13 protein-coding genes and 1 other RNA gene are annotated in these 12,873 nt (G+C 35.8%); 7 read left to right on the top strand and 7 right to left on the bottom strand.

Going from position 1 to position 12,873, the window contains the following annotated elements; genetic code table 11:
* Position 1 precedes the first annotated feature (1 nt).
* Positions 2-790 (top strand): 4-hydroxy-tetrahydrodipicolinate reductase, encoded by a 789-nt coding sequence (gene dapB, locus ACT5E3_RS24445; protein WP_444996187.1) that lies wholly within the window; start codon positions 2-4, stop codon positions 788-790.
* Between the two features lie 17 nt (positions 791-807).
* Here dapB and rpiA read toward each other — a convergent pair whose 3' ends face one another.
* Positions 808-1,461: a ribose-5-phosphate isomerase RpiA gene (gene rpiA / locus ACT5E3_RS24440; RefSeq protein WP_444996186.1), complete on the bottom strand. Its 654-nt coding sequence runs from the start codon at positions 1,459-1,461 to the stop codon at positions 808-810.
* Between the two features lie 326 nt (positions 1,462-1,787).
* Here rpiA and ACT5E3_RS24435 point away from each other — a divergent pair, with 326 nt between their 5' ends.
* Positions 1,788-1,913: a hypothetical protein gene (locus ACT5E3_RS24435; protein WP_444996185.1), complete on the top strand. Its 126-nt coding sequence runs from the start codon at positions 1,788-1,790 to the stop codon at positions 1,911-1,913.
* 130 nt (positions 1,914-2,043) lie between these two features.
* Here the strand turns inward: ACT5E3_RS24435 and ACT5E3_RS24430 are convergent, their stop codons facing one another.
* The 4 genes from ACT5E3_RS24430 to ACT5E3_RS24415 all read right to left on the bottom strand — a co-directional run bounded on the left by ACT5E3_RS24430 (position 2,044) and on the right by ACT5E3_RS24415 (position 3,416).
* Complete coding sequence (locus ACT5E3_RS24430) at positions 2,044-2,652, bottom strand: 5-formyltetrahydrofolate cyclo-ligase (protein WP_444996184.1); 609 nt, start codon at positions 2,650-2,652, stop codon at positions 2,044-2,046.
* A 76-nt stretch (positions 2,653-2,728) separates the two neighbouring features.
* Positions 2,729-2,911: non-coding RNA, 6S RNA (gene ssrS / locus ACT5E3_RS24425), on the bottom strand.
* Positions 2,912-2,919: 8 nt separating this feature from the next.
* A complete protein-coding gene (locus ACT5E3_RS24420; protein WP_444996183.1) occupies positions 2,920-3,234 on the bottom strand; it encodes a cell division protein ZapA in 315 nt (104 codons plus the stop codon).
* A gap of 2 nt (positions 3,235-3,236) precedes the next feature.
* The gene (locus tag ACT5E3_RS24415; RefSeq protein WP_444996182.1) at positions 3,237-3,416 is read right to left on the bottom strand and encodes a DUF904 domain-containing protein; all 180 of its coding nucleotides are present in this window, start codon (positions 3,414-3,416) and stop codon (positions 3,237-3,239) included.
* Positions 3,417-3,534: 118 nt separating this feature from the next.
* On the opposite strand from ACT5E3_RS24415, the gene ACT5E3_RS24410 reads away from it, so the two are divergent.
* The 5 genes from ACT5E3_RS24410 (at position 3,535) to ACT5E3_RS24390 (ending at position 10,175) form a co-directional block, all read left to right on the top strand.
* A complete protein-coding gene (locus ACT5E3_RS24410) occupies positions 3,535-4,116 on the top strand; it encodes a UPF0149 family protein (RefSeq protein ID WP_444996181.1) in 582 nt (193 codons plus the stop codon).
* A gap of 161 nt (positions 4,117-4,277) precedes the next feature.
* Entirely contained in the window at positions 4,278-5,597 is a 1,320-nt protein-coding gene (gene pepP, locus ACT5E3_RS24405) for a Xaa-Pro aminopeptidase (RefSeq protein WP_444996180.1), read from the top strand.
* A 16-nt stretch (positions 5,598-5,613) separates the two neighbouring features.
* The gene (ubiH, locus tag ACT5E3_RS24400) at positions 5,614-6,852 is read left to right on the top strand and encodes a 2-octaprenyl-6-methoxyphenyl hydroxylase (RefSeq protein ID WP_444996179.1); all 1,239 of its coding nucleotides are present in this window, start codon (positions 5,614-5,616) and stop codon (positions 6,850-6,852) included.
* Between the two features lie 4 nt (positions 6,853-6,856).
* Positions 6,857-8,068 carry a UbiH/UbiF/VisC/COQ6 family ubiquinone biosynthesis hydroxylase gene (locus ACT5E3_RS24395; protein WP_444996178.1) on the top strand — a complete coding sequence of 404 codons (1,212 nt, stop codon included), beginning with the start codon at positions 6,857-6,859 and terminating at the stop codon, positions 8,066-8,068.
* A 139-nt stretch (positions 8,069-8,207) separates the two neighbouring features.
* Positions 8,208-10,175 carry an adenylate/guanylate cyclase domain-containing protein gene (locus tag ACT5E3_RS24390; RefSeq protein ID WP_444996177.1) on the top strand — a complete coding sequence of 656 codons (1,968 nt, stop codon included), beginning with the start codon at positions 8,208-8,210 and terminating at the stop codon, positions 10,173-10,175.
* 18 nt (positions 10,176-10,193) lie between these two features.
* On the opposite strand, the gene ACT5E3_RS24385 is transcribed toward ACT5E3_RS24390, so the two are convergent.
* Both ACT5E3_RS24385 and ACT5E3_RS24380 read right to left on the bottom strand, forming a co-directional pair.
* Positions 10,194-11,513 carry a sensor histidine kinase gene (locus tag ACT5E3_RS24385; RefSeq protein WP_444996176.1) on the bottom strand — a complete coding sequence of 440 codons (1,320 nt, stop codon included), beginning with the start codon at positions 11,511-11,513 and terminating at the stop codon, positions 10,194-10,196.
* Positions 11,513-12,850, bottom strand: coding sequence for a sigma-54-dependent transcriptional regulator (locus ACT5E3_RS24380; RefSeq protein ID WP_444996175.1), 1,338 nt, complete (start codon positions 12,848-12,850; stop codon positions 11,513-11,515). Before ACT5E3_RS24380 ends, ACT5E3_RS24385 begins: the two co-directional genes overlap by 1 nt.
* Positions 12,851-12,873: the final 23 nt, after the last annotated feature.

Raw genomic sequence — 12,873 nt, 5'->3', positions numbered from 1 at the left:
CATGAAAACCAAAGTTGCAGTGAATGCCTCATCTGGAAAAATGGGGCAGCAAGTTATTAACCAAACCATTTCTAACGCAAACGCTGATTTGGTTGCCGCGCTCTGTAGGCCTAATCACCGATTATTAGGACGGCAGGTTCGTTATACTGATATTTATTATTCTAGTAATTTGGATGAAAGTTTGCAGCAAAGTGAAGTGGTTGTTGATTTCAGTTTGCCTGAAGGAACCTTGCAATTATTGAAAACAGCGTTAATTACTAGTACTCCTGTATTAGTTGGTACAACAGGATTTAGTGCTGAGCAGCTTAATGTATTAAAGACAGCATCCAAAAAAATCCCTATTTTACTTGCTCCTAATACCAGTATTGGTGTCAATTCAACTTTAGCATTGCTTTCAATGGCTGCAAAAATGTTAGGAAAAAAGGCTGATATTGAGATTATTGAGTCTCACCATAAACATAAATTAGATGCACCTTCGGGGACTGCTATACGTATGGGAGAAGCCATTGCTGAAGCGATGAATGAAAATTTTGATGATTTAAAAGTGACTGACAGCCGATTTGATAAGCGTTCACGTAAAAAAGGTGAAATTGGAATGTCAGTGATCAGAGCCGGTGAGATTATTGGTGAGCACAAAGTACTATTTGCATTAGACAATGAAATAATTAGTATTGAGCATAAAGCTCAAAATAGACTTTGCTTTGCCGAAGGTGCTGTTTCTGCTGCTGTTTGGCTAGCGAGCCAGCCTGCTGGTTTTTATACCATGCAGGATTTTTTAGCGAGCAATTAGTATTGGTTTTTACTCAGTTAGTATTCTTTAATACCATCAGCAGTTGCCAATATCAGGTGATCTGCTGATCTTTTAGCAAAAAGTCCATTAGTTACAACACCAACTATTTGGTTTATTTCGGCTTCTAAAGCTTTTGGATGATTAATTTCTAAGTTGTGTATATCGAGTATAATATTTCCGTTATCTGTTACAAATCCAGTTCGATATGCAGGATCACCCCCCAGTTTAACTATTTCTCTAGCAACATAGCTGCGTGCCATTGGCAGCACTTCAACTGGTAGCGGAAAGTTACCAAGTGTTTCAACGTACTTGGATTCATCAGCAATACAAACAAACTTTTTGGCGACAGCTGCAATAACTTTTTCCCGGCTTAGCGCTCCTCCGCCACCTTTAATTAAAGCAAGGGAAGCATTAGATTCATCGGCACCGTCAATATAAACTGGAATATCCGTAGCATCATTGAGATCTATAACATCAATTCCGATTTGTAATAGTTTTTCGGTTGATGCATTTGAGCTAGATACAGCCGCCTTAATTCTATGTTTATGTGCTGATAATAAATCAATAAAGCAATTAACGGTTGAACCTGTTCCGATACCGATAACTTCGTCATCTTGAATGTACTTTAATGCCGCTTTTGCTGCTTCGATTTTTAGCTCATGTTGATTCATGATGACACTCCGTTAACCTTTTTAATAGGGGAAAATATTTTGTTCGCGTTACTTAATTTTGATTGTCTTGAATAATTATACAGGCTTTATTGGCGACTAGAAATGATACAAATGTGAGTAAAATGTGAGCTGTGTTTTATTTGAGCAATAAATTATTTAATAAGCTTGATTCTAATAAAAAACAAGAGTATGTTATCTGTCCGCTTTGAAAAACAAGCTTTTTAAAGTGGGAATAGAAGGATCAATTGTAATTTTCTAATTACAGTTAAAATAATAAGGACTCCTGATATAAAAATAAAAACTGCTTACAGCAAGTTGGAGACCAAATGAAACGTAAACCAGATATATTAGTTGTGCTGGCGGCGTTACTCGGAATTGGCATGATTTTATCAAGTTTTAGTGGTGTTAGTGTCGCTAAAAATGTGCCAGTTGAAGTTTCGTCAGTTAAGTAAATCTATTAATTTCTTACCAGTGTTAAACTCGGTAACTATGAATCTGACCTTTTTATGAAGTGTTGGGAAGTTCGTTGTGAGTTTAAGTTTTAAAAATTCAATCAAAACCGATCGAGTTAAGTGGTTTGACTTATTCTTTGGTTTGAAATGAGCAAAATCCTTTATCTGTTAAAATACCGTCAAGTGGAAAATCCCAAGGTTCGGCTGGAATTTTTTCAACCCGTTGCTGTTCATATGCTAATCCAATGCATAGTGGACGCCGAGGGGCATTCTTAAGATGTGCTAGAGTTGCATCATAAAACCCTCCTCCCATCCCTAACCTATTTCCTGTTGAGTCAAATGCGACCAGAGGCATAAGGATTAAGTCGAGCTCTGAAACTCTTATTGCATGGTTAACAGGCAAATCGACTTCTTGGATATTTAACTTGTTAGCTTTTAGGGGAGTGTCTTCACTATAAGGCATAAACCAGAGTCTATTAGGTTTATTCGGTTTTAATTTAGGCAAGTAGCAAATTTTTTTATCTCTAATCAGCTGGTTAACAACGGGCGTAGTATCTATTTCTCCATCAAATGATAAGAAACAAGTAATATTTTCAGCACGATCGTAAGCTGGGTGAGCTACAAGGTGGTTGCATAGTTGCTTGCCTGCTAATGTTGCTTGCTCACTAGTGATACTGTTTCTCAATTGTCTGAAGTTAGCTCGAATTGATTTTTTTAGATTTTCGATTGATTCAACCATAACCGATAATAATTGATGAAACGGATGATGATATACTAAATCTCACCATGACTAATAGAATCTACGGGATAAAAAGTCACCACCCATTTTGCCGTTTGCTGGTCTCGCCCATGAACCCGAGGGTTCAAGGGGGAATTCCGTAGTTAAATCAGGCTTTCCGATACGAGCCGGACTTGCACACCATTAACTAACAAGAGCTCCCAGAGTTTTAATTATCGGCTCAAGGACTACAACAGCTAGGCGCACAAAACAGGCGGTGGCTAAGAGCTATGTTAACTCCATTTGGGCACCAGATGCTAGTGCTGAATCGATTTGTTCTTGTAATTTTTTGATGCGTTCATCAGTTTGTTCAAGAATTTGCGAGTCGTTTGAGCCACTTTGCTGAAATTCATAAGTTAAGTTAAGTGCGGCCATTACTGCAATACGGTCAGTGCCAACGATACGCCCACCAGACTTAATTTCACGCATTCTTTTGTCTAAATCACGTGCAGCCGCTTCTAGTTGTTCAACATGATCTTCTGGGCTGGAAACATGATACTCGTTACCCATTATATGTACTGTGACCGGTTTGATCTCTGACATTGCTAGCCCATACCCTTTAGTTTACTGATCATGGCTTCGATTTTCTCACTAGCTAGTTTATTTTTTTCGATCAAGTGATTTCGATCATCACGGAGCTGACGATTTTCCTTGAGTAAAGCCTGATGTATCGCAAGTAGCTTGGCAATGCTACTTTCTAGTTGTGAAAGATTTGAAGTATCCATAGCAAACTATTGTTTTTTAGAATGATTTCAATATAGAGCGCAAGACCTTCCCGGTCAATGGTATAATCATTAAAATTAGTAATAAAATGGCATTATTGAGCCTTTAGAGGGTAACTAAGTGGATTCAGCCGATAATCAGGAATTTGATTACGAGGAAGTAGAAAGTATATTAGCCGATGCTGATTGCGATGCAAGTGCTGCACAAATCCAGGCTATTATGTGTGGAATGTTGTCTGCTGGCATGTCAGCAACAAACCAGCAATGGTTTTTTACAATTGCAGATATGGTTAATGAAGGGCGTCACTTTTCAGCTGAAGTTAAAACGATGATGCAGAGTTTGTTCGAGTGGTCGGCTCTGACAATTAATCAGCATGATATTCTAACACCTATGCTACTACCTGATGATAGCTACCCTGCTATTGATCAACTTGAAGCATTAACTGATTGGTGTCAGGGATTTTTGTTAGGCTTTGGGTTACAAGTCGGCGAGCAGTCTATTGATAATGAAGAAATCAAAGAGTCATTGACCGATTTAGCAGAAATATCCAACATTGAACTTGATGCTGATGAAAATGATGAAACACAAGAAGCTTTAGTGACCTTAACAGAGCATATTAAAGTGGCAACTCAACTAATATACTGGGAAATGGTTGTGAAAAAGCAAACACAGATAGTTGATCAAAATACAACACTTCACTAGTTTTTAATCAGTATTTTTGTATTAAGTTTTGCATGAGAGCAGGTATGAACCCAGGCGTTTTTAATCTAGAATAGAATGCATAATAAAAATGGTCTAATCTCTAGACTGCTCAACTAATACCATAACTAACCAGTAATTAAAGAAAGATAAGAAATTTAACTATGATCTCAAGAGCTGAATTTGCACGCCGCCGCCGTGAGTTAATGGATCTGATGGGAAATAATTCAATTGCAATTTTGCCCTCAGCTAAAGAATGTACCAGAAGTCGTGATACTCACTTTCCTTTTCGACAAGATAGTGACTTTCATTATTTGACGGGATTTCCCGAGCCCGATTCTGTATTAGTGTTAATACCAGGTAGAGAACATGGTGAATATGTCATATTTTGCCGAGAGAAAGATCCTGTTATGGAAACTTGGCACGGCAGGCGTGAAGGACAATCTGGAGCTAAAAAACATTATGGTTGTAATGATGCATTTCCAATTGATGATATTGACGATATTTTACCAGGATTAATGGAAGGTAGAGAACGTATCTATTATGAGTTTGGAAATCATGATGATTTTGATAATAAAATTATGGGATGGGTTAATACGTTGCGAGCGCAAGTTCGAAAAGGTGCTAATCCTCCAGGTGAAATCATTGATTTAAGCCACTTTTTACACGATATGCGTTTGATAAAAAGTAAAGCCGAGTTAAAGGTAATGCAAAAAGCAGCAGATATTAGTGCTGATGCCCATATTTCAGCAATGCAAATATGTAAACCTGGAATGAATGAGTTACGTATCGAGTCAGAATTGCGCTATCAGTTTGCCAATCAGGGAGCGCGGTTTGAAGCTTACTCTTCTATTGTTGCTTCGGGGGAAAATGCTTGCATTCTGCATTATGTTGAAAATAATGCTGAGATGAAGGATGGAGATTTGTTATTGATAGATGCTGGTGCTGAATTAGATGGTTATGCTGCTGATATTAGCCGTACCTTTCCTATCAATGGCCAATTTAGTGAAGCACAAAGAGAAGCTTATGAGTGGGTGTTAAAGGCGAATATAAAAGCCATTAAAGCTGCCAAACCAGGTAACCCTTGGTCTGCACCACATGATACAGCGGTTAAAGTTTTGACTCAGGGTTTGATCTCTATGGGAATTTTAAAAGGTGATTTAGAAAAACTGATAGAAGAAGAAGCATACAAGCCTTTTTATATGCATAAAACAGGACATTGGATAGGATTAGATGTGCATGATGTTGGTGACTATCTCCAAGATAGAGAGCCCCGAATATTAGCTGAGGGCATGGTACTAACTGTTGAACCTGGTTTATATTTTGCCCCAAGAACAAAAGGATTAGATGAAAAGTGGTGGGGAATCGGTATAAGAATTGAGGATGATGTCGCTATTACTGCAAAAGGTAATAAGGTTTTGACAAAAAAAGTTCCTAAAGATGCTGATAAAATTGAAGCGTTAATGGCTAAAGTACTTAAGTGATAATGGTTGGTAACAGATGAAACCCTTTGATATTACTATAGTTGGGGGTGGAATGGTTGGCGTAACTGCAGCGTTAAGTTACGCCCAATTAGGGTTAAGAGTCGCGCTTATTGAAGCAATAGAGCCACAACAGGCAAGCAGTCCTAGTTTTGATCAGCGAGCGATCGCTCTTTCTGCATCCTCAGTCGCTATCTACAGGTCTTTAGGCTTGTGGTCTCAGATTGAGCCTGTGGCTCAGCCGATACATCAAATACATGTTTCCGACCAAGGACAGATGGGGTTTACGCGTTTAAAGGCATCTGAACAGGGAGTTGAGGCTTTGGGGGAAGTTATTCCCTTAGATTTGGTTGGGCCCATATTATGGCAACAGGTTAAGTTGCAAGATGGGATTACAACTTTTTGTCCTGCTGAGCTAATCTCTGTTACCAATAATGAACAAGATTGCCTCTTAACAATTAGCCTTTCAGAGCAAAGGCAACAGCAAATAAAAGCGCGGCTTGTTATTGCTTCTGACGGAACTTTCTCAAAAGTCGCTAATTTAGCTGGCATTGCTATTGAGCGAAATACTTATCAGCAACATGCCATCATTGCCAATATTCAAACTGAAAAACCACACCAAAACTGTGCTTATGAACGATTTACCAGTAATGGCCCATTAGCCCTATTACCATTAACACATAACCAAATGAGTTTAGTATGGTGTCATCATGTGGACGAAGTAGAAATGGTGATGCAATTGAAAGATGAGCAATTTTTAGAGGCATTACAAAAGGCATTTGGTTTTCGGTTGGGAAGAATATTGAAGGTAAGTGCTCGCTACCAGTATCCGCTCAGCTTACATAAAGCACACCAACAGCATATTGGACGTATTGTGTTGTTAGGTAATGCTGCACATACATTGCATCCAATTGCAGGGCAAGGTTTTAACCTTGGGCTGAGAGATATTGCAATGTTGAATGACTTACTTGCCGATGCGATTGTTAGTGATAAAGAAATCGGAAGTCAGAGTTTCTTACAAAGTTATGTTGACTCTAGGGTAAGTGACTGGTCACAAACTATTGTGGCAACTGATTTACTGGTCAGGCTTTTTAGTAATGATTGCTTGCCACTGGCAATTGTAAGAAATAAAGCGATGAATTGGATTAACTTATCACCTTTTGCCCGACAACAATTAAGTCATGCTGCAATGGGATTTGCTGGTCGTTCTTCCCGTTTAGCTAGAGGCTTAACAAATCAGTCAATATTCAATAGGTAAGAGCATGCAGGCAAAGTTAGATATAATAATTGTTGGCGGCGGCATGGTCGGTTTGGCTATGGCGGCTGCTTTAAGTGGTACTAACCTTAAGATTGGTGTTGTTGAAAAGTTAAATTTTGACTTGTTGACCAGCCAAAATTATTTATCAAGTGAAACTCCTTTAGCTGAAGAATTCGATACCAGAGTAAGCGCGATTAGCCCAGCTAACCAAGTTTACCTATCGCATTTAGATGTTTGGTCTAAGATCCCCTTGTCTAGAATTGCCAACTATGAGCAAATGCATGTTTGGGATGGTGATGGAAGTGGTGAGATTACATTTGATGCTGCGGAAATGGCCAAACCTTACCTTGGGGCAATTGTAGAAAATCAAGCCTTGCGTGCCGCATTATTTCATCGGTTAAGTATGGCTAATAATGTTAAATTTTTTGTTAACCAGCAAATAAAGCATATTACTACTTGGCAAGATAGAATTGATATTGAGCTAGATAATCAATCAATATTATCGGCTCAACTACTAATTGGCGCTGACGGGGCACAGTCGGCAGTTTGCAAACAGTTGGCAATTGGTGGTAGCCGGGTTCCCTATGCACAACAAGCTTTTGTGGCTAATGTTAGAACTGAAAAAAAACATCAAAACACAGCTTGGCAGCGATTTACACAATATGGTCCAGTGGCTTTTTTGCCATTACCACAACCTGACTTATGCTCTATAGTTTGGTCAATTGATAGTGCTAAAGCTGCTCAATTAAGCTTATTGGGGAGGGATGAATTTGCTGAACGGTTAGCAGTTGCCTTTGAGTCTAAACTGGGTAAAGTAGAATTATTAACGGAGTTTCAATCATTTCCGCTGATAAAGCGGCATAGTAGTTGTTATTTGGCGCCACGTTGTGCACTTATAGGTGATGCTGCGCATACCATTCATCCACTTGCTGGGCAAGGCGTTAATTTAGGTTTTCAAGATGTAGCACGTTTAAGTCAGCAAATACATGAACAATTGAGCTATGGCAGAGATTTCGGTTTGATTGCTAATTTAAGAGCATTTGAGAGAGAAAGAAAAGCACAAAATTATATGATGCAAAATGCTATGAGTGGCTTTAAATGGCTGTTTGGTAAACAGATATTACCTGTGACTTTATTAAGAAATTATACGATGTCGGTATTTGATCGTAACTTATTTATAAAGAAAATATTGATGAGTCATGCTATGGGCATTTAATATTTTTATTAATTGCTAAGTTAACATTAAGTTAGTACGACGATTTTAACCGAGATTTAATTGCAATATGCTATTCTTTAGACTGGGTGCATAAGCCAATAAATAACAAAAGCTAGTCAAATAATAGATAGGTGTTTTCTTGCAGATTAAAACCGGCCGACAATTTAGAAGTTATGTTATTAGCTGGTTTTTGGTACTAGTTGGCGTTATTGTCGTACTGGGGGGAGTCAGTATCTATCGGCAAGCTCAAGCATATTTATTAGAAAATTTAAAACAAAATAAGTCAGAGCAAATCCAATCTATGGCTTGGTTAATCGATGGTGATAGACATCGTTTATTAACTAATGCACGAACAATGAATACACCAGTATATAAATATTTGCTACAAGTATTCTCCCAATTTTCTGCTAGCCATCACCAAGAGCAACTTTATTCACTAAATTATGATAGTAGTCAACAAGCTTTTAAGACAGCTATTGATAGCCGAAAAGCCCTTTTTGATTTAATACAAATCACTAGCCCGTTATTTGAAATATTAGTCACAAATGATCAAAGTGACCAAGTTAAATTGTACTCATTTGGAAAATATTTTGATGAGTTAAAATTTAAATCTGAAGGTCAGTTTTTTCATGCAAAGCTGATTAACAAACAGCAGAAAACGCTATTAACAATTAATGATAAAAGTATATTAACAATAGATAATAAACCTTTGTTAAAAGCTTATTATAAAAAAATATGGTTAAGCAAAGATAAAACAACTTCTCAAACAGCAAAAATTGATCTGGGTAAGCCCGTTGATTTTCAATATCGATTTGTAAAAAAAGAGAGCTTATTAAATTTACCAGGAAAAACATATGTAATATCTAAATCAGTATTACAACAATTACAATCAAGTTTATCAAAAGATGATCCAATAACAATAAAAGAAAATGAAAACAGCAATCTTTTAATTATTTCACCAATTAAAACTCAGAAAAACAAAGTAAGTAGTTTATTAGTTTTAGAAGTTAAAGCAGCATATATAGAAAAAATGGCAGATGATTTTTTACAAGTGGTACTGCTAAGTTTTTGCTTGTTAAGCATTTGTTTATTAATTGCTGCAATTTATTTTGCAAGAAAAATTACCGATCCTTTAGAACAACTAACAAAAGCAATTTCTAGGTTGATTCAAGAAGACTTTAATTTTAAGCTTTCTACTAAAGGTTTTGGTAGTTTTGGCTTTATTGCGCAGCAATTTAATATGATGTTAAGCCGAATTCAAGCTAGCCGTAAAGATTTGATTAAGATGAATAAAGCTTATAGTCGCTTTGTCCCGCATCAATTATTAAAACAACTAAGTGCTTCTGGTGTTAATGATATTTCATTAGGGGATTGTTGTGAAAGAGAAATGACAGTGTTATTTTGTGATATTAGAGGATTCACAACACTCTCTGAAACTATGTCTCCTCAAGCCAACTTTTTGTTTATTAATCGTTACTTGAGTCAAATCGCTCCTGTTATTAATCGGAATGGAGGTATTATTGATAAATATTTAGGTGATGGGATTATGGCTTTGTTTCCGAATGGTGCGGATCCAGCATTGAGGGCCGCCAATGAAATGCTTGTTGCATTAGAAAGTTATAATAAAAAGTTGCGTCATAAAAATTTACCAACTATCGAAGTTGGATTAGGTCTTCACTCAGGAAAAATGATGTTGGGTACTGTTGGTACTCAATCGCGGATGGATGCTACTGTGGTTTCTGATACAGTGAATGCTGCTGCTAGAGTTGAGTCAATGACAAAAGTATTTTGCACTAAAATATTGATTACTGAAGAAACTAAAAAGCAATTGAAAAATATTGCTGATTACAAAATAAGATTTATTGCGAGTTGTTTTATTCAAGGTAAATCTAAACCTGTGACTTTATATGAAGTATTCGATACTGATTCTGTGAGTTTACAAAAAGAGAAACTTGCCAATCAGGCTTGTATGATTCAAGCTTGGAAGACTTATAAAAATGGCGATAGGATTATGGCTATTTTAATGTATCAGAAGCTACTGGAGAAAAGCTCTTCAGACAAATCATTGTTTGCTCTCATTGAATGTTGTGAAAAAGCTCGTTTATAACTAAATATAAAATTGCAATTAATTAATTATAGGTAAATTAAATTCTACCGATAACCCACCTCCCTTTCTATTAAATAGTCTTAATTGTCCATTATGCGCACTTATTATTTCTTTGCATAAAGCTAAGCCTAAACCGCTTCCACCACTTTTGGTTGTGTAAAATGGAAGTAATGATTGTTTGAGTTGGTTGTCTGTCATTCCGACACCTCTATCTGTAATCGAAAATAATAATTGTTCATTAAATTGACTCACTTGTATATTAATATCATTTTCTGAACTTTTGGACTCTCTAGCATTTTTTATTAAGTTAATCATTACCTGTTCAATTTGGCTTGCATCAAACTGTGCATGTGATTGATTAAACTGATTAGATATTTTTATTTGTGTAATGTGCTCTAAATCATTAATAAATTTAGATATTTCTACACTTCTATATTGTGGTTTAGGAAGTCTAGAAAATTTTGCATATTTTTCAATAAACTGATGTAAATGCTTTGTTCTCCGTTGAATGGTTTCAAAAATATCTATTAAAAATTCATCTTGTGGTCTGCTACTTAAAATTTTATTAGCGGAATGAGCTAGAGATTGAATAGGTGTTAGTGAGTTATTTAACTCATGACTAATTAATCGGATAACCTTTTTCCAAACCAGCAACTCTTCTTTGTTAACTTCTGTTGTCATATTTTTATATAAATATAAATGATGTAACTGTGAATTTAAATTGAACTCCTCAAAAGTCAAATAAAACACGTTTTTTTGGTTTTCGAATAACTCACTATAGAGTCCGTTCTGTCGTTTTTGAGTGGCAATTGCTAGTTCTTTTGGTAAGTTGCATAGTAAACTGGAGAACTTTAATCCTTCGATTTTTTGTGTTTGTTTTAAGAGTTTTTTTGCTGCTATATTACTATAGACAATATTATCTTTATTACTTGTCAAAACAATGGCCATGGGAGTCGATTGAATGACAGTATCTAGTAATAACTCTCGTTGATGCAGCTCCATTCTTTCCTGGCGTAAAATGTGAGCAAGTTGATTGTAAGTTTGTATACTCGGAGCAAATTCTGGAAAATCATAGTCTGCAATATTAATGCTAAAATCATTATCTTTAAAACAGTTGAGTCCTGTTTCTATTGATTCAATAATCGACTGGAATGGTTGGTAAAAATAATTAACTAGAAAACGACTGATAATAATTAATGGCAGAAAGATAATCGGTAACCATATAACTAAGCTAATATTCAAGTAAATACCGATATAAACTAATGTCAACACTATTAAAATAATCGATAAAAAACAAAACCATAATCGTTGTTTTAGTATATTCTTTTGCTTTTTCATTAATACTCAATATTAAATTTTTTTAATCGACGATAAAGTGCTGAACGACTTAGGCCCAAACAACGAGCAGTTTCCATAATATTATGATTGTTATCTTTCAATGAATCAATAATCACTTGCTTATTGATTTCTTGTATAGCGCTCTGTTTTTTTTGAACGTCTAACTTTATATTGATATGTTCAAGAGTAATTATTTTATTCTGTGCTAATAGCATTGCTCGCTTCAATACATTTTGTAGTTCGCGTACGTTACCTGGCCAATGATAGGATTGAAATAAATTGATAACTGATTGTTGAACTTTATAGCCTGAAGATAAAAACAAATTAGTTAAAGGTAAAATATCTTCTTTTCTATCACACAATGCAGGAACCGCAAGTTCAATAACATTCAATCGATAAAAAAGATCTTCTCGAAATCTTTCTTCTAAAATTGCTTGTTTTAAGTCTGAATTGGTTGCACTAATAATACGCACATTTACTTTAATTGTTTGATGGCTGCCAATTCTTTCAAACTCACCAGTTTGTAATACACGTAAAAGTTTTATTTGTCCTTCATGTGATAAATTACCTATCTCATCTAAAAATAATGTTCCATTATTAGCTGCTTCAAAGCGTCCTATTCGTAATTTTGTATTTCCTGTGTAGGCGCCTGCTTCTGCACCAAACAATTCGGCTTCTAATAGCTCTTGTGGAAGTGCTCCGACATTAACTTTTATAAATGGTCCTTTTGAGCAACTTGAGTTTGCTTGCACAATTTCTGCAATTTTTTCCTTTCCTACGCCATTAGGACCCGTTATTAGTACTGGAACATCTGAATGTGCAATTTGGGTCGTCATTTGTAATAAGCGAGTCATTAAATCACTTTGGTAATGAATTCCACACAAATTAAATTCGGTTTTTAATTGTGTATCTTGATTTAATTTATTTTGGTGATAAATTGCATGGGATTGTCTTACCTCCTCTAACTCTAATAAATTTTTTATAGAAACCATTAGTTTGTCATCATCCCAGGGTTTACCAATATAATCTGCGGCACCATGTTTAACTAAATCAACAGCTGTTTCAACATGTGTCCAGGCGGTAATAATGATTATAGGAATATCTGGATTTATATTTCTAATTTGATGAAATAGTTCAATCCCTTCTTTACCTGAAGTCATATCTTCTGAAAAATTCATATCTTGAATAACTAAATTAAAATCACTTTCATTCAATTTCAAAAGACCTTCATTAGGTGAGTGCACAACTACTGCATCAAAGCCTTCAATTTTTAGCATTACCATTAATGCTTTGGTAATGTCTTGGTTGTCGTCTATGATTAAAATTCTTGATGACATGGAAAAAGTTCCTTCATTAAATC

The organism is Aliikangiella litoralis, from assembly GCF_052495765.1.
The sequence above is the reverse complement of the archived record's forward strand: the minus strand, read 5'-3'. Positions and strand labels throughout refer to the sequence as shown.

Excerpts from the sequence above, each read along its gene's own strand:
- ACT5E3_RS24435 (WP_444996185.1), top strand. The coding sequence starts at position 1,788 with ATGAAACGTAAACCAGATATATTAGTTGTGCTGGCGGCGTTACTCGGA.
- ACT5E3_RS24415 (WP_444996182.1), bottom strand. The coding sequence starts at position 3,416 with ATGGATACTTCAAATCTTTCACAACTAGAAAGTAGCATTGCCAAGCTA.
- ACT5E3_RS24385 (WP_444996176.1), bottom strand. The coding sequence starts at position 11,513 with ATGAAAAAGCAAAAGAATATACTAAAACAACGATTATGGTTTTGTTTT.
- ACT5E3_RS24395 (WP_444996178.1), top strand. The coding sequence starts at position 6,857 with ATGCAGGCAAAGTTAGATATAATAATTGTTGGCGGCGGCATGGTCGGT.
- pepP (WP_444996180.1), top strand. The coding sequence starts at position 4,278 with ATGATCTCAAGAGCTGAATTTGCACGCCGCCGCCGTGAGTTAATGGAT.
- dapB (WP_444996187.1), top strand. The coding sequence starts at position 2 with ATGAAAACCAAAGTTGCAGTGAATGCCTCATCTGGAAAAATGGGGCAG.
- rpiA (WP_444996186.1), bottom strand. The coding sequence starts at position 1,461 with ATGAATCAACATGAGCTAAAAATCGAAGCAGCAAAAGCGGCATTAAAG.
- ACT5E3_RS24430 (WP_444996184.1), bottom strand. The coding sequence starts at position 2,652 with ATGGTTGAATCAATCGAAAATCTAAAAAAATCAATTCGAGCTAACTTC.
- ACT5E3_RS24420 (WP_444996183.1), bottom strand. The coding sequence starts at position 3,234 with ATGTCAGAGATCAAACCGGTCACAGTACATATAATGGGTAACGAGTAT.
- ubiH (WP_444996179.1), top strand. The coding sequence starts at position 5,614 with ATGAAACCCTTTGATATTACTATAGTTGGGGGTGGAATGGTTGGCGTA.
- ACT5E3_RS24380 (WP_444996175.1), bottom strand. The coding sequence starts at position 12,850 with ATGTCATCAAGAATTTTAATCATAGACGACAACCAAGACATTACCAAA.